Source organism: Pseudomonas sp. ICMP 10191 (assembly GCF_001467335.1).
GTDB lineage: Bacteria > Pseudomonadota > Gammaproteobacteria > Pseudomonadales > Pseudomonadaceae > Aquipseudomonas > Aquipseudomonas cerasi.
In genome coordinates, this window is the sequence record NZ_LKGW01000001.1 from 268,324 (window position 1) to 285,578 (window position 17,255).

The following is a 17,255-nucleotide window of genomic DNA, read 5'->3' on the forward strand; positions in this document are numbered from 1 at the left end:
CGCTGATCAGATTGATCAAATGCGTATGAGTTCGCCGATAAACGAAAGCCCGTTGGCGCGGGCTTCGGTCGAGCCTCAGAGCATGTGCTGCCGATCCTGTTCGATCGCTGCCTCCAGCGTGTCGAGCAAGGCCTTTCTGACCTTGAGTTTGGTCTTCCTGTGCGCGCTCATGTTGATCTTCTTCAATTGCCCGGCGACGGCCAGCGCGGTGCTCTGCAGCTCCTCGACGCTGACCACGCGGTCGAGGAAGCCGGCGGCCATCGCTGCTTCAGGGTCGAACATCTCGGCGTTGATCACTGAGCGATTGAAGGCTGACTTGCGCAGGCGATCGCGCGCCAGCTCTATACCGGCATGGTGCATGGTCATGCCGATCTGCACTTCGTTCAGACCGATACTGAATGGCCCGGCGACGCCGATTCGATAATCGGCGGACAGCAGCAGAAAGGCGCCCTTGGCAACCGCGTGGCCGGGGCAGGCGACGATGATCGGGAAGGGGTGCGACAGCATGCGCCGCGCCAGCGTCGAGCCCTGTGCGACCAGCTCGATCGCGGCCTCGGGGCTGGAGGTCATGACCTTGAGGTCGTAACCGCCCGACAGAATGCCCGGCTGGCCGGTGAGAATAACGATGGCCCGATCCTTTTCGGCCTGGTCCAGCGCGGCGTTGAACGCAACGATCACGTCCGGGGAAATGGCATTGACCTTGCCGTTGTTCAGGGTCAGCGTGGCGACACCGTCGTCCAGATGGTATGAGACCAGATCACTCATGACGTGATTCCTTTATTGAAGTGAGCAGACGTTACTCATCCATAGGGAGCAGGTAAAGCGCTGACTGCCGGGTCACTGAATGGCGTGCCGATCAATGGCGGATTCAGCGCCGACTGCGCTCTGCGTCATGGCTGGATATCGTTGAATCCGCAATATTCTTCCCAGTCCATCCCCAGCGCTTCGGCGACCTGGCGGTGTGCTTCCAGACGCATGCTCTGCAACTGTTCGGGCGACTCGGCAATCAGTTCCAGTGCCAGCTCCCAGGTTTCGATACCCTGGCTCTCGGCCTCGTCTTCGAACGCCCACTGCACTTGCTGCTTTTGCTCCTTGGGGCTCAACGCGCTGATCTCATCCTTCAGGGTCGGATGGGTCGCGAGGTATTTCGCCAGCGCGGCCTCGTTCCACTCAAGCGTATTCATGTGGTTTTTCCTCAAACGTTTCGATAGCCAGGCTGTCTCTTGGAATAGCCCGGCAAGACGGCGTGATTGTGAGGGAGCTGGCCTTTGGTGTCAGCACTTGCAAGCGGCTGTCCGCACGAATTTATCGACCACTTGAAGAGGAGCCTGTCGTTATGATCAAAGTCAGCGTGCTGTATGCGTATGAAGAGGGTGCCCGTTTCGACCACGATTACTATCGTGACAAACACATGCCGCTGGTGCAGGAGCTGATGGGCAAGTACTGCAAGGGTTACAGCGTGGACCGAGGCATAGGCGGGGCAACGCCAGGCTCGGACCCTGTGTATATCGGCATGTGCCACATTTATTGTGATTCCATTGAAGACTTTGAAGCCGGCATGGGGCCGCATTCAAAACAGATCAATGCCGATATCATCAACTACACCGACCTGATCCCTGAAATTCAGATCAGCGAAGTGCGCGCCGATGTGAAAAACGTTCTGTAAGTTATCGAGCGCTGTCCTGAAGGGCCGGCCGTTTTTTCGAGGACATTCCACCCGACGGATCGAAACACTGACTGTCGTAATGCGGGCTTTGGCACTGCGAGGGGACGTTCGGGGGAGGCGGGCGGTTTCGCTGGAAAGCCTTGTAGCGCTCGGTCTCGATCACCTGCACCCGAGTGCGACCGCCGACCTTCAGGTATTCGGTCGCCTTGAGGTTGGTCTTGTGAACATAGTCCAACGGCTCGTCGTCCCATCGCATGTATGGCGGCCCCTGGCGTTGCAATGCGCTTTGCGCGCTTTCATCGCAGGGGATGGATGCATAACTCACCTTGCCCTGAGGTGATGTGCATTTGAAGATCTCGCCGTATGTTGCGCCACTGCCCAGCAAAGCGAACATCGACAGCGTTAATGAAAGCCTTTTCATGATGTACTCCCGGCAGACGCAAGCATGGCGCAAGGCTACCATTTGCTCTTTGCCGCTGCCATATCCCTCTGCCAGGCCCGTTCGTCAGACACATCGCACGGCTGTGGTCACAGGCTCTCTGACTATCAGGTCCTGAATTTAACAAACGGAGGCGCACATGACCGGCACCCAGCCAGGCAGCAGCAACGGAAACAACAACGATCAGGGTTTCGACGAGAAGTCGCCGGACGCCAAAGACCCGCAGATCGACCCTACCGAGCCTGCGAAGACTCCTGCGACCGAAAAAGGCAGCAAGGATGATTACCCGCCTTACACACCGGACAAGTAACTGACAGATTGCCCTCGGTGAGTACCGGGGGCGATTTATAGCTGAACCTCGCTTTACCCCTCGTACTACTTGTTGGCATCCAGGTATTCCAGCAGATCTTCCATTCGCTCATCATTACCCATCCACCACAGTTTCATGCGAGTGCCGGGGACAACTTCGCTCGGGTCCTTGATGTAAGTGCGCAACTCTTCGCGCGTCCAGACCAGCCCCGAGTTCTTCATCGCGTCGGTGTAAACGTAGCCTTCCTGTTGCCCCGCCTGACGACCAATGATGCCGTTGAGGGGCGGGCCAAATGCGCTGCGTGCAGAGGGGCCGATCTTGTGGCAGCCCGAGCAGAGGCGGGTGAAGACTGCTTTTCCGGCCTCTGCATCACCTGCGCCATAAGCCAGCGGTTGCAGTGCCAGCGCCACTATGAATAAGGCAGTTTTTCTCATCGATATCCCACAGCGCGTGCGGCCGTCTGGTCAAAAGCGCCGAATGTTAGCGCAATTATCGGAGGTTCACTTGCTGGCAGGTATCTGGCTCGACAGTTCGTCGAAGTCACGCTTGTAACTCGCCATCTCGGCTGCGCTGACAAAGCTCTGCTCAAGAACCAGTTTCTTCGCTCCGGCTTCGATGGTCTCCAACTGGTGAAGAAAGCGCTTTTTCTTTCTGGCTTCCATCCGTGTGCCAGCCTCATCGATAGCCGTGCGTAGCTCAGTTGCTCGCTGGTTTACGAAGTCCTGGCCTCGACGATCAACGGTGAGCCCGTCGTTTTCGACATAGCCCTCCAGCCCGGTTTTCTTCAACACCAGCCAAAGCGCCTGATCCGGCGTGAACGTACCCTTGAATTTCTTGACCTTTCTGCTGCTGTCCGCGCCCAGATCGACCTTCACCGGGCAGCCGGATCGATGCGCCAGTTGCTGCAAGGCCTCGTCCAGACGTTGCGAAGGCATGTCATACGCCACCGGCGCCATCTGACACGCAGCGAACACGGGAGCAGCCGCCAGACACGCAACGGCGAGGAGCAGTTTTTTCAGGGTGTTTTTCATGATTGCAGGGTTTCATCCGGGAGGTAGGACTTGGAAATCGTTTTCTGCATGATGTTCCCTGTCTGCCCGACGCTTGCTTGAGCAGTCGTGTCCCTGATGTCTCTTGACCCATGCCAAACGCTGCATGCTCAAATCGCAGACAAAGAAAAGCCCGCGATGGGGGGTAGCGGGCTTAAGGTCTTGCTGGGAATTGAGTTAACAATAAACCCGCGAACGTGAAAAAAGCGTGAACTGCCGGATACAATTTACAAACAATTCAAATCACGGCTCGCCGTCCCAGTAATCGAGGTTTTCCGTGGTCCGCTGGTTGGCGGTGAACACTCGGGTCCCTTGAACCGAAACCATCGCCTGGTACTTGCCCGAGTCCGGGTACTCACACACTTCGGGCGTTTCCCGGGTGCTGATCGACAGGTACTTCAGCGGCGCCTGTGAGGTATTGATGATCTGGTGCGGGTAATCGGCACCCGCGGGGATAAATACGATGTCACCCGTTCTGATCGGCAGCATCTCGCCCGCAACACGCAAACTGCCTTCACCCTCGACGATCACGAACATCTCTTCCTGCACATGATGAAAATGATAAGGGCAGGAGCGCTTGCCCGGCGCCACGACATCAATCGAGGCCCCCAGCTTTTGCGCGGCCGTGCCTGTGCCCAGGCGGGCTGCCGAGCTTTCATAGAGTGGTTCACGAACTTCATGTTCGAGGTGAGCCTCATTGAAATTGCGAATCAGACGAGACGCCAGTTCACGTGCGCGTTCATTCATGTTGGTCGACGCTCGGGGAGTTCAGGAAAGGGTACTTTAGACCAGAGAGCGTGATGCGTTGCAGGCAGTTGCCTCGATCAGGAAAAACAGTCCCGGGTAGTCGCCACAAAAAGCCCGCTGCGCCGTATGCATCCGTTGCGCAACTCGGAAACCTATTCACCTGAAACTCGTCTACACTTCAAATCACGATTTGGCCCTTACCAGAGGACGCACCATGTTTTCAAAACCCGACATTCAGCGCGTTCTTGAGACAGCTTTTCTGCCTTCCAGGTGCGAGTGCGTTGTAGCGCCAAATGAAACCTTCTCGGTGAAGCTTCTCCATCCCGAGTCAGGTGATATCCAGCTCTACGTAACGGGGCTGTCCTTGTCCGAGGTAGACAGCAGCCGATCCATCGCACGGCTGGTGCTTTCGCTGAGGGAACAGAGAGATCTGATGGGGTTGATGGATTTGTCCATGAGGCGGTTGGCGTAGGGACTGGGCTTGGATTTTGATTGGGATTATTTGATTGCATTCAGGAAGTCGTATCGTTTCTAGGCTTATCGTGTGTATCCGCCCGTGCGGCGTCTGATAGCTGTTTTTTTAAACGTCAGAAAACGCAAAGCCCCTGAATTCTGTTCAGAGTTCGGGGGCTTTGCGTTTTATCGAGATGGCGGTGAAGGAGGGGCTCAAGTAATCGTCAATGGCGTGGTGCGATCCCGAAGTGTCTATCCTAGGTGGTCCATCACCAAGACAACGACTCAATGCTTTCCTGAGAAACGAACCTTGAGTTGGGCCTGAGGTTGATTCCCTTTCGTAAGGAAAGCCGCGGTGCTCGCGTTTTGAACACACAATATGATGCACAAGCACCGGTGCCCGATGACAGGAGCCGCATTTGCAAATGGATGTTGGGAACTGCAATCACGGCACTAGCAAGTAATATCCCACCTTTACCTCAGTTCATACAGCCGCACAGGCGCTGCCATTTGGTGAGCTACGCTGGGAGAATTTCGAAAACTGACTTACAGAGATTTAGAGAAGGCCTGTACGGCGTTCTTCGCCGGAGGCTGGTGGGCGAGGATTGATATGTTCTACATCGCCTTTGCAATGTCGACTGGATTGCATCGAGTCGCAGGCGTCTCCGCTTGGGCTTTAATCTGCCGGTGGCGCCCGACCACTATCGGCCAAAAGTGGTCGTTCACGAACGGCGGAGACTGGGTCAATTTTGGACTGCCGCCTCTCCTGACCATTAACCACTCACCCAACTAATGTGTGCCGTTGGTTTAAAAAGTGATTAGCTCTCAATCCCCGAATTTTCTTCGCTGGTTTGCTGCGTCAAAAATAGGTTTTGTATATCGATCGCAAGTGATTAATAGCTAAAAAAATAAATAATTAAGATTTCATTTGTCGCGCTCCCTGTCAATTACTGGTAGCTTTTGATGTCAACAAGCCACTATTAGTATCTGCAGAAAATTACAGGGAGTGCTATGACCGAAGTCTGGACAAAAATCAGTCAATTAAAAGAACCCATGAACGATGCATATAACTATAAGGGCAGACATCATAAGGAGTTTTTTTCAAAGATATTTCTTCAGACCGAAGAATTGCAGAAATGCCTAAATCCAGATATCTATTTTTTGATAGGAGAGAAAGGCTCTGGTAAAACAGCATATGCTGTTTACTTGGAAAATAATCCTGACAGGCATCATGTTTCCAAGCTTACATCAATGACTGAGACTCAGTATAAAAGATTTATCAGTCTTAAGAAGCAGAGCAAGCTTAATTACAGTGATTATGCCAATATATGGAGATCAATGCTCCTTTTTATTATTAGTCAGATGATAATTGAAAAATCAAAGAAAGCCCTTCACCGGTTTACTGGAAAATTTAGAGCTCTCGAAGATCAGATTTCTAAGTGGACAAAAAATGCTCTAAACCCAGAAGTCGAAACAGCATTCGATGCTTTGAATGAATTGGTTTTTTCGGCGAGCGCAAAAGTACCAAATCTAGATCTAAGCGCGATATCTAAACAAGGTGAGTCCGAGAAGGGGCAAATACTCAAGCATCACCTTCTTAACCTAGAGCAGTCATTCAAAGAAGCTATCGCAGACTTGTCGCTTGGCAAATCCCACGCCCTATTCATAGACGGAATAGACTTTCGGCCTGAGCAAATTAGCCATCGGGAGTATATAGAGTGCATAAAAGGTTTGGGTGAAGCTGTGTGGCAGTTGAACACTGATTTCTTTTCCGGCATTAACGACTCTAAAGGGCGGATAAAAATATGCTTGCTCGTGCGCCCTGATGTTCTAAACACTCTAAACCTTTACAACTCTAATTCTCGAATCCAAGATAATTCCATACTGTTAAATTGGTCGACTGACGAAAGGGATCACAAGCAAGCAGGTATATATAAGCTATGCGACAAGTTTCTTGCCAGTCAACAAGCTACTAAGAATCAGATTGGGGTAAGCTGGGAGCACTATTTCGATACGCCTCGTGAGCCTAGCAAAGTATTCAAGCATTTGCTCAAAACTACTTTTCATAAGCCGAGAGATTTTTTAACTTTTATAAAGATCTCCCGCGGGCTTGAGATAAAATATGGCAAGGGAGGGAATGATGTGTTTTCTCCCGATATGATAAATTCGTCAAGATTCTCAAAAGAATTCTCCGAGTATTTACTAGGTGAAGTAAAAAATTATGCGGCATTCTATATGACGCAAGAAGATTTTACTAAGTATATAAAGTTTTTTCAGTTTTTGGATGGGCGAAGTAGATTTCCCACTGCTCACTTTGTGGAGGCCTTCACTGCTTTTAAGAAGTGGGCCAACGGGGAAGAGTTCGACGCTCCCCGTTACTTGACTGATGCGGAGACATTGCTGCAGTTATTTTTTGATGTGAATGTTATTGGGTATAAGGACGTGACATCTTCTGGCAATAGCGTTTTCTATCATTGGGCATACCGTGAGAGAACACTTAACAATATTGCTCCAGCGGTTAAATTTGGCGCAGATTTACTGCTAAACCCAGGCATTGCTAAAGCATTGGACGTGGGGAGTCAGTTTAAATCGGTTTCACACGTTAGCGAGCGTAAAGCTAAAGTAAAAAAACGCGTAAGGCGCAACCCACCTCGTGAGCGCTCCTGAAGAGTAAGACGATCGTCCCTTTATCATTGCTAAGATGACAAGGTGGAGGATAAATCCTTGTTCAATAGGCTCCCACATCGTAATCTGGTAGGGAGCCTTTGCCCTTTCAATGGAAACCTTCCAGATAGTAATACCCATTTTCCACCTTGGCCCTCCTAGTTAAATCACATGCGGCAATGCTTGCGGATTCTATTATCGCTGGTTTGCCTATATCCACTCGCGCAGTGAACTTGCCTTGGACTTGCAAGTGAATATTTGTGAAGACTCAATGTCAGCTTCTGGCCGATTGCTGCATGTTGCGAGGGGCCACAAACGATTCAAAGCTGACATTGCCTGTAGCTGAAGTTTACCGGCCATGAGTCAGTATCGCAGTCATGGGATTGATATGGCCTTCCGGCCGAGTGCTTTCTCGGTTTACAGCTTTCCTGAAGCCTTCCGGCACAAGATAAATATGCAAATACCTAGAGGAGTGTAGGGGGGGCTGGCGCAAAGCCGAAATGACAGCTCATTCGCATCCCGTTCAACCCCGACTGAACTGTCGAGCCCTCAAGGGGCCTGAACTTAACACCCCTTGAAGGAGCTACCCCCATGAACAGCGATCAACTCAATCAATACGACGCCGAGCGCCTTCACCAGCGAGTAGCGGCCGAACTGGGCATTACGGCCGAAGAGCTGACCACCTGGATGATCAACGATATCGAGCGCGTGACCGAGGGCGGCAAGGACGTCGGGCACATGGTGGTCTTTCGCGAGTCGACCCCTGCGGAGGTTCTCGACAAGGTTCAGCACAAGCAAAGCCATTTCACGGCCATGACCGGTGTAATCGATCTGAGCTAAGTGCAGCGGGCTTTGATGTTCAAAGCCCGCAGACTCAATAGCCTGCCCCGGTGCCTGCGCCTGTCACGATCGCAATCCCGGAACTGGTCCCCAGGCGTGTTGCGCCGGCTTCGATCATTGCTCTGGCCGTGGCCACGTCACGCACTCCGCCAGACGCCTTGACGCCGATGTCAGGGCCGACCACCCGGCGCATCAGCGCCACATCCTCAAGCGTTGCGCCACTGCGGCTGAAACCGGTGGAGGTCTTGACGAATGCCACGCCTAGCTCGCGGCAGATCTCGCAGGCGCGGACCTTCTGCGCTTCATCGAGCAGGCAGGTCTCCAGGATCACTTTGAGCGGCACCTTGCCACAGGCCTGCAACACCGCGGCGATATCGTCGCGGACCTCATCGAACAGACCGTCCTTGAGCCAGCCGATGTTCAGCACCATGTCGATTTCCTGCGCTCCCGCGGCGATCGTCAGGGCGGCCTCCGACGCCTTGCTTGCACTCAGCCCTGCGCCCAGCGGAAAGCCCACCACCGCACAGACCTTCACGGCAGAGCCCGCCAGTTGTCGAGCGGCAAAAGGCACCTGGCCGGAGTTCACGCACACCGAGTAGAAACCGTGCTCCCGGGCTTCGGCGCAAAGTGTGGCAATCTGCTCTCGGCTGGCATCCGCCGCCAACAAGGTGTGATCGATGGCCTGGGCCAGTGCAGCGGGTTCGAGTGAATTCATCAAGGGATTCCTGTCATCAGTAAAAACACTTGGGTGGATACCCATAAGTTAAAAAATTAACACTTGGTGTTACTCTAGCGACACCTCCAACGGATTGCCGGGATGCCCATGGACGTCAAGAAAAACGACCGCATCAAACAGATTCAACAGGCCCTGCAAGATCAGAAAGCCATCCATCTGCGGGAGATGGCGGCGCTGCTCGATGTGTCCGAAATGACCTTGCGCCGTGACCTCAGCCGGCACCCCGAGCAGTTACGGCTGCTGGGCGGCTACATCACCCGCGCCCATGATGATCCTGAACCGGGGGATTACCGGGTCAGCGAGCAGGACACCCGTCATGTCGAGGAGAAGCGCCGCATCGGCAAGCTGGCCGCCACCTTCATCCGGCCCGGCGACACGGTGTTTTTCGACTGTGGCACGACGATCCCCTTCGTGGTCGATTTCATCCCCGACGAGCTGGAGTTCACCGCGGTGTGCAACTCGCTCAACGTGCTGCTCAAGCTGCAACAGAAACCCAACTGCAGCATCGTCCTGTGCGGCGGCATGTTCCACCGCAAGAACCAGGTGTTCGAGAGCCACGCCGAAACCAGCATCCTCGATGGCGTGCGCCTGACCTGGGCCTTTGTCTCGGCGGCCGGGGTCAGCCTGGACTGCGGTGTCACCTGCTTCAACTTCCACGAAGTGGAGGTCAAGCAGAAGGTCATGCGCCAGGCCCGGCAAAGCCTGCTGCTGGCTGATCATTCCAAATTCGACGCCGTACGCACTGCGCACTTCGGTGCCTTGAGCGATTTCCATTGCGTGGTCAGCGATAAGAAAATCCCGCGTAGCTACCGCGAGGCCATCGAGGCGAGCGGGGCGCAGCTTGTAATCTAGAGGCATCACGGTTGCAGCGCCCGGCGTTCGGCTGCGTTCAGGTAACCGGTGGTCAAGCTGAACTCGGCGCTGGCACCGGGCGCGAGGCTGCGCACGTTGCCTTTGGCGAGTTCGGCGCGGTAGCCCTCCGGTTCACAGGTGGCCGGCAAGATGAAGGCCGCCACCTGCTGATCGGTGTTATGCAGGATCCAGCGCGCGGCATGTTCAAATTGCCGGGGGCTGTAGCGGGTGTAGAACGCCGCGCCGTCGGGATGATCAAGGAAGAAGTGCGCCTGCCCCTGAGCGTCGCTGCGCACGTCGTCGAAGAAGCAGACGATTTCCGGGTCATACAGCGCGGGCGAGTCGAGCACCTTGAGGCGGGTCGGGTCCTCGCTCAGTTCTGCTATATAGGCGCTCCAGGTCGGCGTCGGCCGCACATGGGCCGGCACGCTGGCACGCACCCGTGTGCGCTCGCAGCCCAAGGGCTGGGTGAGGCGGGCGCCGTCGACGTAGGCGTAGTTCATGTGCGCCATGTACATCAGGTCCATGGGCTTGCCGGCCATATTGACCACCTGCATGCCGATCTCGAACAGCCCGCTGGCCGGGCGCAGGGTCACGCTCGGACTGGCCCGGTAATGGTCGCCGAAGCCCTGCACGTATTCGCAGGTGCCGCCGAGGCGCAGATAAGCGCCGTGCTCGTCTTCACCTGCCTGCAGCCAAGCATCGTCCATCGGCGCGCAGGGCATTTCGCCGTGCAGCGCATGATCATCCTCGGGCCCCGGGCAACCGTTGCGCAGCAGGCCGCTGTGAAACATGAAACAGCCGTAGGTGCCGATCACGCTGGCACTGGGCCGCGGCTGGGTGAACATATTGAGCATGGTCAAATCAACGCCGTCGAATTCGGCCGACCAGATCATTTGCCCCTGCCAGGGCAGGATCACCAGCTTGCCGCGGCTGTTTTCCAGTGACAGCGCCTTGACCCCGCTGGGGTAGGTCCAGGCACGCACGCTGAAATTCTCGGATTTGAGCAGCAGCCGGCTGGTCTGGTCCCAGAGCTGAGGGTAGAGCGGCAGGCGCAACGCTTCGCTACTCATTGCACCACCGCCGTGGCCGAGCCACCCAGCACCGGTTGCGGCTGACGCATGCAGTACATTGCGTACATCACGATGGCCACGAAGCACAGCAGCGGCACGCTATAGGCAATCTGCATGTTGCCGCCATTGGCGTCGCTGAGCAGGCCTTGGAAAATCGGCATCACGCCACCGCCAACGATGCTCATCACCAGCAACGAGCCGCCGACACCGGTGTCCTCGCCGAGCCCGTCAATGGTCAGACCATAGATGGTCGGCCAGCAAGGCCCGAGAAACACACTGACCCCCACGGCGGCATACACCGCGGTGATGTTCGGCACCAGAATGGTGTAGGCCAGCAGCACTATGCACAGCACGCCATACACCGCGAGGACTTTGGCCGGGTGCATTTTGCGCATCAGCAGGTTGGCAATCATCTTGCCGATAAAATAGGCGGCAAAGGTGGTCAGCAGGAACCACGAGGCACTGCGCTCGTTCATGCCGCCCATTTGCATGGCCAGGCGAATAGTAAAGCTCCACACCCCGACCTGCGCGCCCACGTAGAGGAACTGCGCCAGTACACCGAAGCAGAAGCGCGGATTGCGACGCAGGCGGCCGAGGCTCTGGCCGATGCTCGAACGCGATTCGCTGACGGTGCCGTTGCCCTTGCACGCGGGGAAGCGGGTGATGGCGATCAGGATGAACATCAATATGAGTACCGCGATCATCCATTTGTACGGCAGCAGGGTCGACTGGATCATTTGCAATTGCTGCGCTGCTGCCTCGCTGGCGCTCATCTGGGCCAACTGTTCGCTGGTGGCGTCGGTGTCCTTGAACATCACGAAGCTGCCGACGTACACCCCGGTCATGGCGCCAAACGGGTGGAAGGTCTGCGAGATGTTCAGGCGCCGTGTGCCGGTTTCCCGCGGCCCCATCAGTGTCGAATAGGTGTTGCACGCGGTCTCGAGAAACGACAGGCCGGCGGCGATGACGAACAGTGCCATCAGGAACATGCCGTACTTGGCGGTCGACGCCGCTGGAAAGAACAGGGCGCAGCCGAACAGGTACAGCATCAGGCCGATGAGGATGGTGGTCTTGTAGCTGAAGCGGCGCACCACCAGTGCCGCCGGAATGGCGACGAAAAAGTAGCCCAGGTAGAACGCCGACTGGACGAAAGCGGTCTGGAAGTCGCTGAGCTGGAAGGCCTTCTTGAAGTGCGCGATCAGCACGTCGTTCATGCTCGCGGCCGCCGCCCACAGGGCGAAGATGCTGCAGAGCAGGAGGAAGGCGAACCACGGCGTACGGTTCAGGTAGAACCCGTCCGGGGTTTGTTGCAGCGCAGGCTTATTCATTATTGTTCTCCGCGAGATGCTGGTGAGTGTCAGTTGGCCGATGCATCGAGGAAGCGCGCAAACGTCGGCGCATCGGGGTAAGAAGATTGCGTGCCGAGGCCGGTGACCGAGCAGGCCGAGTAGGCCACCGCCTGGTGCATGGCCTGGCGAATATTGCCGTCCTGGCTCCAGTGCCGGGCGAAGCAGCCAATGAAGGCGTCACCTGCACCCGTGGTGTCACGCGCCTGCACCTTGACCCCTGGCACCTGCCACTCGCCTTCGGTACCGACGTACAGCGCCCCTTGTTCGCCCAGTGTGACGATGACGTGGCGTACACCCAGCGTGACCAATTGCCGTGCCGCCTGAGCCGCCTCTTCGGCGCACGTCACCGGCTGGCCGCTGATCAGTGCCAGCTCGCTTTCGTTGGGGATCAGGAAATCCAGCTGCGCCAAGTGCTCGCGGCTCAGGCCGGCCAAGGCCGGGGCGGGGTTGAGCAGCACCGGGATGGCATGCCGGTGAGCGAAGGCGATGGCGTGGTAAACGGTCGCCAGCTCGACTTCCAGTTGCAGCACAATCAAAGCGCAATCGCGCAGATGCGCCTCGGCCCGGTCGATATCGGCCGGGCTCAGGTGGGCATTGGCACCTTTGACGATGAGGATGCTGTTATGGGAGTTCTCCTGGACGAAGATCGGCGCCACGCCGCTCGACACGCCGGGCACCCGTTCAACGAAGCGCGTATCAATACCCAGTCGCTGAAAGTTGGCCAAAGTGGTATCGGCGAAAGCATCGTCGCCGACCTTGCTGAGCATCAGCACGTCGGCACCCAGCAGCGCTGCGGCAACGGCCTGATTGGCGCCCTTGCCGCCGCAGCCCATGGCAAAGCGCGGTGCTTCGAGCGTTTCGCCCTGGGCGGGCATGCGTTCGATGTAAGTAATCAGGTCGACCATGTTGCTGCCGATGACTGCAATCTTGCTCATTGTTATTTTGACCTCACCAGCGCCGATGGAAGCCTCGACGGCTTTATTTATGTTATTTAAATAACATTTTCTGTGAGGATTCAATCTTTATTTTTTGATGTGAGCGTGCGCTATCAAAACGCCTGCAGGGCGTTTGGGTGGCCGTTCCGGATCGGAGAAAGGGGGGCGCGTGTGAGGCCTGCTGCTAAGCAATCGATCCCACGACCATTTTTTCAGACCCCGGAAACCACAAAACCCCTGAATTCGTTGAAGAATTCAGGGGTTTGTGTGTTTCAAATATGGCGGTGAAGGAGTCCGCCTAACAGCTGATTCATTGCCTAATCCCACATCACTATAAATCATACTGGAGGCCTTAATCTGCGGGCTTATCCTGTTATATCTGTTTCACTACGCTTCAATTAGATTTATGCTGTGGCACAACCTAATGGTGGGTAAGGTGGTGGGTATGGCTGGCAAGGGTAATATCGGGTCCGATAGGGCGCTGAAGAAAATGATTTCTGAAGCCTCTGCTGGAACGCATCGAGTCAACGACGGCCTTTATCTGCAAGTGAGCAAAAGCGGCAGCACCAGTTGGATTTTTAGGTTCCAACTGGGTGGCAGGCGTCGCGAAATGGGATTGGGAACCTACCCTGACGTTTCGATGCTTGCAGCCAAAGAGGCGTCAGAGGATGCACGACGCCTAGTAGCGAAACGAATCGATCCGATCACAGCTCGCGATCAAGCGTTGGCGGATGGACGCGCTCAATCTGAGAAGGTCGTTACCTTCAAGGCCTATGCACTGGACTACATCCAAACACACCGAGCTGGATGGTCGAACGTCAAACATGCCCAACAATGGGAAAACACGCTTACCACCTACGCGTTTCCAGTTATTGGTGAAAAGCCTATATCCGCCGTTAATACCGATGATTTACTTAAAATTCTAAGTCCTATCTGGTCAGTTAAAAACGAGACCGCGAGCAGGGTGCGCAACCGTTTAGAAGCGATAATTTCATCAGCGAAGGCCCGACGGTTATTTGAGGGAGAAAACCCGGCGTTATGGAAAGGGCATCTCGAAACGCTCTTACCTAAACGTAATAGCCTAAAAAGGGTGAAGCATCATGCGGCCCTACCATATGCAGAAATCCCGGAATTCATTTTTCAGCTTAATCAGCAAGCCGGACTCTCTGCGCGAGCACTATTACTGGTCATATTGACAGCGTGTCGTACCAGTGAAGTTCTGCAAGCCACCTGGACTGAGTTTGACTTAGACGCTGCCGTTTGGACGATCCCCGCAGCAAGGATGAAAGCGAGACGTGAACATAAGGTCCCTCTATCCGCTAATGCGGTGGCCATCCTGCGGTCAACACCTCAACTTTTAGGCTCCCCGTATGTGTTTCCAGGAACCCGCCCTGGCAGACCGCTTTCGCAGATGGCAATGGCAATGCTGTTGCGTCGAATGAAGTGTGTTGACTTGACCGTCCATGGGTTCCGTTCAACCTTCCGGGATTGGGCGGCTGAAGAGACTAGCTTTCCCAATATGGTAGCGGAAATGGCCCTAGCACATACCGTTGGCAATGCTGTGGAGGCCGCATATCGTAGGGGTGATCTGTTGGCAAAAAGGAAGGAGCTGATGCAGGAGTGGGCAGACTACTGTGTCGGACTTAATACCGTTCATCGGTAAGTTTGGCGCTGTGCTATACCTTGAATTCACTCGCCATAACGCTGTTTCACTATAGGTAATTCTATAAAAAACAGGAGGTTGCGGCTAAAAACTTCCTATTATATTGTGAAACAACAAGACCAGCATAATGAATGGGCTTGGCAAAAATGAGGGGGCGAAATGTTTACGAGACATTTGCCCCCAAGACTGACAAGCCGAAGCAAATCAGTGCGTAGGTCACGCCTGGTAATCGTAGCTCACTCTCAATTGCTACGCAATGCGTCGGCCCTATTAGGGCAACCAACATGCAAGAGCATGACAAATTTCTGAGCACCAAAACCGTTTGCTCCACACTGAGCATAAGCCGCATTACTCTGTGGCGCTGGCAGCGCGATGGCATTTTTCCCCCGTGCCGATATATCGGGCCTCGTCGGGTTGCGTGGCTTGAGTCTGAAGTTAAGGCTTGGATGGTGTCACGCCCCGTGTTTTCGGGGGAGTAGCGATGGAAAATCTTCGCATCTGGCCTAGTGCCGGAGGGATACGGACGACCCGTAATCCCTATAAAACGGCTCGATTCCTTCGCATCTATAAGGTTCTGGCCGAGTTGATAAAGGCGTCACGCCCGCGCCGCCTACCTCTCGAACCTTCACGCTTGGACGCACTTCGCTTTCAGCACGCCTACTGGGCTATTGAAGCTATCCTGCTGGCCGACCCCAACGACAACCGCGTACAAGCCATCATTGCCGACCTGGCGCGCATGGCTCCTGCTGATCGGCCTTGGTCTATTACCCGCCTGGATGCCGAACGCCTGTGGCTCGATTGTCTCATCACCCTTCGCCAGCAGGGTGCTCTATGAGTTTGCGCCCGATAGACGTCGTCCTGTCCCGTTTGGACAAGTGCAAGCCATCAGGAAAGGGCCGTTGGAGCGCTTGCTGTCCCGCGCACACTGATAAGAGCCCTAGCCTGGGCATAACGGAAGCTGAAAACGGCGACGTGTTGCTGTACTGCCGTGCGGGTTGCGAAACCAAAGATGTAGTTAGCGCGGCTGGCCTAAAAATGCGGGACCTTTTCACCGGTAGCCTGAGCCCAGAAGTAAGAGCGCAACATAGGCGCCAGGCAGCCGAGGCAGAGTTTGCAAAAGAGGCGCTAATTGCAACGATTGGCGAAAGCCTTATTGATCGCGGCGAACAACTGTCCGATACGGACATGCTACGTCTGGTCGAGGCGCAAACGCGTAAAGATGCGCTCGCGCATCAGCTTCGCAAGCCCGCCAATAACATTGAAGTTGTTCAAATGCTCGCGCAAGTCGGCGTTTACGTGGACTGCAATATGCGTCAAGAGCCATACGCCAACCTGGCGAACGCCTGCGCAGTCCTTCGCGATCATCCAATGTTCGCCAGAAAAATCTGGTACGACACGTTTCACCAGGAAATCATGACGACCTGGGACTGTGACCGTCCGCGCAAATGGGTGGACTCTGACCGCCTTCAGCTGACCGAGATTTTCCAGCGCGACTTCGGATTGGTGAAGTTCGGTGACGAGACGATAGAGAAAGCCGCCATATCAGTGGCACAGCATGACCAACGCGACGAGCTGGCCGACTGGCTGCGTAGTCTGATCTGGGATGGCGTACCCCGCCTGAACGGCTGGCTGGTAAACGCGGTGGGCGCGAGCCGTGACCCGTACCATGACGCTGTCGGAGCGAACTTCCTGCGTTCGCTGGTGGCACGCGGCCTGATGCCAGGCAGCAAGGTGGACACTATGCCAGTGTTCGAAGGTCCGCAAGGTTCAAACAAGTCCACTATGCTTTCAGTGCTGGGCGGCGAGTATTACGCCGAGCTGACGGAAAGCCTGGAGACAAAGGACTTTTTTGTGGTGATCCAGGGCAAATGGCTAGTCGAAATTGGCGAGCTGAACGCCATGCGCAAAGCTGACGTGACAAGGATCAAACAGATACTAAGCTCAAGCCAAGATCGTTGCCGCCTGCCTTATGCAAAGCGTGCAATTGATTTGCCGCGTCGTGTCGTCTTCGCTGGTACTACCAACGAACACGAATACCTGCGCGACAGCACTGGGGCGCGCCGTTTCTGGCCAATCTCCATCGAGCGCATCGACCTGAATTGGTTACGCGCAAGCCGTGAACAATTGCTTGCCGAAGCGGTGAACCAGGTTCTGGAAGGCGCTACCTGGTGGGAAGTCCCGACCGAGGAAGCCGACGCGCAGACCGAAGACCGTCGCGAAACGGACGTCTGGGAAGCCAGGATAGAAGAGAAGTTCGGCAGCCAGGCGAGGGTCACCACCAGCGAAGTGTTGGAAGGGCTGGGCTTTGAATTCTCACGCATGACGCAAGCAGACCAGGCACGAGCTGGCAAGGCGCTAAAGGCTATCGGGTTCGTGCGCAAGAAAATGCGTTTCCCTAGCAATCCAGTTGCGGTATGGGGCTTCGAACGTAAGTCAGCTCGCCCACGTCCACGCACCGACGCGCCATTCTAAGAGACTA

At 55.4% G+C, this 17,255-nt stretch carries 20 protein-coding genes; 10 read left to right on the forward strand and 10 right to left on the reverse strand.

Annotation, left to right across the window (positions count from 1 at the left end):
• Positions 1–75 precede the first annotated feature (75 nt).
• Together AO388_RS00990 and AO388_RS00995 are read right to left on the reverse strand one after the other, a co-directional pair.
• Positions 76–765, reverse strand: coding sequence for a crotonase/enoyl-CoA hydratase family protein (locus AO388_RS00990; protein WP_003371569.1), 690 nt, complete (start codon positions 763–765; stop codon positions 76–78).
• Positions 766–890: 125 nt separating this feature from the next.
• The gene (locus tag AO388_RS00995) at positions 891–1,184 is read right to left on the reverse strand and encodes a DUF6388 family protein (protein ID WP_003405751.1); all 294 of its coding nucleotides are present in this window, start codon (positions 1,182–1,184) and stop codon (positions 891–893) included.
• Between the two features lie 152 nt (positions 1,185–1,336).
• Between AO388_RS00995 and AO388_RS01000 the strand changes: the two genes are divergently transcribed.
• Positions 1,337–1,666, forward strand: coding sequence for an EthD family reductase (locus AO388_RS01000; RefSeq protein ID WP_003436688.1), 330 nt, complete (start codon positions 1,337–1,339; stop codon positions 1,664–1,666).
• 1 nt (position 1,667) lies between these two features.
• Here AO388_RS01000 and AO388_RS01005 read toward each other — a convergent pair whose 3' ends face one another.
• Positions 1,668–2,087 carry a hypothetical protein gene (locus AO388_RS01005; RefSeq protein ID WP_058415919.1) on the reverse strand — a complete coding sequence of 140 codons (420 nt, stop codon included), beginning with the start codon at positions 2,085–2,087 and terminating at the stop codon, positions 1,668–1,670.
• Between the two features lie 157 nt (positions 2,088–2,244).
• On the opposite strand from AO388_RS01005, the gene AO388_RS29285 reads away from it, so the two are divergent.
• Complete coding sequence (locus tag AO388_RS29285; RefSeq protein WP_003371575.1) at positions 2,245–2,415, forward strand: DUF6021 family protein; 171 nt, start codon at positions 2,245–2,247, stop codon at positions 2,413–2,415.
• 65 nt (positions 2,416–2,480) lie between these two features.
• Here AO388_RS29285 and AO388_RS01010 read toward each other — a convergent pair whose 3' ends face one another.
• From AO388_RS01010 to AO388_RS01020, 3 genes are all read right to left on the reverse strand, one after another.
• Positions 2,481–2,849 (reverse strand): c-type cytochrome, encoded by a 369-nt coding sequence (locus tag AO388_RS01010; RefSeq protein WP_058415920.1) that lies wholly within the window; start codon positions 2,847–2,849, stop codon positions 2,481–2,483.
• Positions 2,850–2,915: 66 nt separating this feature from the next.
• Positions 2,916–3,446, reverse strand: coding sequence for a hypothetical protein (locus AO388_RS01015; protein ID WP_058415921.1), 531 nt, complete (start codon positions 3,444–3,446; stop codon positions 2,916–2,918).
• A 261-nt stretch (positions 3,447–3,707) separates the two neighbouring features.
• Positions 3,708–4,211, reverse strand: a complete 504-nt coding sequence (locus AO388_RS01020; RefSeq protein ID WP_058415922.1) for a cupin domain-containing protein — start codon at positions 4,209–4,211, stop codon at positions 3,708–3,710.
• Between the two features lie 214 nt (positions 4,212–4,425).
• Here AO388_RS01020 and AO388_RS01025 point away from each other — a divergent pair, with 214 nt between their 5' ends.
• From AO388_RS01025 to AO388_RS01035, 3 genes are all read left to right on the forward strand, one after another.
• Positions 4,426–4,683, forward strand: coding sequence for a DUF1652 domain-containing protein (locus AO388_RS01025; protein WP_058415923.1), 258 nt, complete (start codon positions 4,426–4,428; stop codon positions 4,681–4,683).
• 992 nt (positions 4,684–5,675) lie between these two features.
• The gene (locus AO388_RS29290; protein ID WP_058415924.1) at positions 5,676–7,331 is read left to right on the forward strand and encodes a P-loop ATPase, Sll1717 family; all 1,656 of its coding nucleotides are present in this window, start codon (positions 5,676–5,678) and stop codon (positions 7,329–7,331) included.
• Between the two features lie 588 nt (positions 7,332–7,919).
• Positions 7,920–8,168: a hypothetical protein gene (locus AO388_RS01035; RefSeq protein WP_032698248.1), complete on the forward strand. Its 249-nt coding sequence runs from the start codon at positions 7,920–7,922 to the stop codon at positions 8,166–8,168.
• Between the two features lie 34 nt (positions 8,169–8,202).
• On the opposite strand, the gene deoC is transcribed toward AO388_RS01035, so the two are convergent.
• Entirely contained in the window at positions 8,203–8,883 is a 681-nt protein-coding gene (gene deoC, locus AO388_RS01040; RefSeq protein WP_046237056.1) for a deoxyribose-phosphate aldolase, read from the reverse strand.
• 108 nt (positions 8,884–8,991) lie between these two features.
• Between deoC and deoR the strand changes: the two genes are divergently transcribed.
• Entirely contained in the window at positions 8,992–9,756 is a 765-nt protein-coding gene (deoR, locus tag AO388_RS01045; protein WP_032609997.1) for a DNA-binding transcriptional repressor DeoR, read from the forward strand.
• A 5-nt stretch (positions 9,757–9,761) separates the two neighbouring features.
• On the opposite strand, the gene AO388_RS01050 is transcribed toward deoR, so the two are convergent.
• Genes AO388_RS01050 through rbsK form a run of 3 tightly spaced genes read right to left on the reverse strand, consistent with a single transcriptional unit; the run spans position 9,762 to position 13,113 of the window.
• Complete coding sequence (locus AO388_RS01050; protein WP_058415925.1) at positions 9,762–10,829, reverse strand: aldose 1-epimerase family protein; 1,068 nt, start codon at positions 10,827–10,829, stop codon at positions 9,762–9,764.
• Complete coding sequence (gene fucP, locus AO388_RS01055; protein WP_058415926.1) at positions 10,826–12,157, reverse strand: L-fucose:H+ symporter permease; 1,332 nt, start codon at positions 12,155–12,157, stop codon at positions 10,826–10,828. The genes AO388_RS01050 and fucP overlap by 4 nt, the downstream gene beginning before the upstream one ends.
• A gap of 29 nt (positions 12,158–12,186) precedes the next feature.
• Positions 12,187–13,113 carry a ribokinase gene (gene rbsK, locus AO388_RS01060; protein ID WP_058415927.1) on the reverse strand — a complete coding sequence of 309 codons (927 nt, stop codon included), beginning with the start codon at positions 13,111–13,113 and terminating at the stop codon, positions 12,187–12,189.
• A gap of 445 nt (positions 13,114–13,558) precedes the next feature.
• Between rbsK and AO388_RS01065 the strand changes: the two genes are divergently transcribed.
• The 4 genes from AO388_RS01065 (at position 13,559) to AO388_RS01075 (ending at position 17,248) form a co-directional block, all read left to right on the forward strand.
• On the forward strand, positions 13,559–14,776 hold the full coding sequence (locus AO388_RS01065) for a tyrosine-type recombinase/integrase (RefSeq protein WP_063613795.1): 1,218 nt from the start codon (positions 13,559–13,561) through the stop codon (positions 14,774–14,776).
• A gap of 284 nt (positions 14,777–15,060) precedes the next feature.
• Positions 15,061–15,255: a helix-turn-helix transcriptional regulator gene (locus AO388_RS30160; protein WP_083515744.1), complete on the forward strand. Its 195-nt coding sequence runs from the start codon at positions 15,061–15,063 to the stop codon at positions 15,253–15,255.
• A 152-nt stretch (positions 15,256–15,407) separates the two neighbouring features.
• Positions 15,408–15,611: a hypothetical protein gene (locus tag AO388_RS28310; protein ID WP_058415928.1), complete on the forward strand. Its 204-nt coding sequence runs from the start codon at positions 15,408–15,410 to the stop codon at positions 15,609–15,611.
• On the forward strand, positions 15,608–17,248 hold the full coding sequence (locus AO388_RS01075) for a virulence-associated E family protein (protein ID WP_083515746.1): 1,641 nt from the start codon (positions 15,608–15,610) through the stop codon (positions 17,246–17,248). The genes AO388_RS28310 and AO388_RS01075 overlap by 4 nt, the downstream gene beginning before the upstream one ends.
• The last annotated feature ends 7 nt before the right edge of the window (positions 17,249–17,255 follow it).

What these genes read in the sequence shown, in the direction of transcription:
- AO388_RS00990 (WP_003371569.1), bottom strand. Translation starts at nt 765, where the DNA reads ATGAGTGATCTGGTCTCATACCATCTGGACGACGGTGTCGCCACGCTG.
- AO388_RS00995 (WP_003405751.1), bottom strand. Translation starts at nt 1,184, where the DNA reads ATGAATACGCTTGAGTGGAACGAGGCCGCGCTGGCGAAATACCTCGCG.
- AO388_RS01000 (WP_003436688.1), top strand. Translation starts at nt 1,337, where the DNA reads ATGATCAAAGTCAGCGTGCTGTATGCGTATGAAGAGGGTGCCCGTTTC.
- AO388_RS01005 (WP_058415919.1), bottom strand. Translation starts at nt 2,087, where the DNA reads ATGAAAAGGCTTTCATTAACGCTGTCGATGTTCGCTTTGCTGGGCAGT.
- AO388_RS29285 (WP_003371575.1), top strand. Translation starts at nt 2,245, where the DNA reads ATGACCGGCACCCAGCCAGGCAGCAGCAACGGAAACAACAACGATCAG.
- AO388_RS01010 (WP_058415920.1), bottom strand. Translation starts at nt 2,849, where the DNA reads ATGAGAAAAACTGCCTTATTCATAGTGGCGCTGGCACTGCAACCGCTG.
- AO388_RS01015 (WP_058415921.1), bottom strand. Translation starts at nt 3,446, where the DNA reads ATGAAAAACACCCTGAAAAAACTGCTCCTCGCCGTTGCGTGTCTGGCG.
- AO388_RS01020 (WP_058415922.1), bottom strand. Translation starts at nt 4,211, where the DNA reads ATGAATGAACGCGCACGTGAACTGGCGTCTCGTCTGATTCGCAATTTC.
- AO388_RS01025 (WP_058415923.1), top strand. Translation starts at nt 4,426, where the DNA reads ATGTTTTCAAAACCCGACATTCAGCGCGTTCTTGAGACAGCTTTTCTG.
- AO388_RS29290 (WP_058415924.1), top strand. Translation starts at nt 5,676, where the DNA reads ATGACCGAAGTCTGGACAAAAATCAGTCAATTAAAAGAACCCATGAAC.
- AO388_RS01035 (WP_032698248.1), top strand. Translation starts at nt 7,920, where the DNA reads ATGAACAGCGATCAACTCAATCAATACGACGCCGAGCGCCTTCACCAG.
- deoC (WP_046237056.1), bottom strand. Translation starts at nt 8,883, where the DNA reads ATGAATTCACTCGAACCCGCTGCACTGGCCCAGGCCATCGATCACACC.
- deoR (WP_032609997.1), top strand. Translation starts at nt 8,992, where the DNA reads ATGGACGTCAAGAAAAACGACCGCATCAAACAGATTCAACAGGCCCTG.
- AO388_RS01050 (WP_058415925.1), bottom strand. Translation starts at nt 10,829, where the DNA reads ATGAGTAGCGAAGCGTTGCGCCTGCCGCTCTACCCTCAGCTCTGGGAC.
- fucP (WP_058415926.1), bottom strand. Translation starts at nt 12,157, where the DNA reads ATGAATAAGCCTGCGCTGCAACAAACCCCGGACGGGTTCTACCTGAAC.
- rbsK (WP_058415927.1), bottom strand. Translation starts at nt 13,113, where the DNA reads ATGAGCAAGATTGCAGTCATCGGCAGCAACATGGTCGACCTGATTACT.
- AO388_RS01065 (WP_063613795.1), top strand. Translation starts at nt 13,559, where the DNA reads ATGGCTGGCAAGGGTAATATCGGGTCCGATAGGGCGCTGAAGAAAATG.
- AO388_RS30160 (WP_083515744.1), top strand. Translation starts at nt 15,061, where the DNA reads ATGCAAGAGCATGACAAATTTCTGAGCACCAAAACCGTTTGCTCCACA.
- AO388_RS01075 (WP_083515746.1), top strand. Translation starts at nt 15,608, where the DNA reads ATGAGTTTGCGCCCGATAGACGTCGTCCTGTCCCGTTTGGACAAGTGC.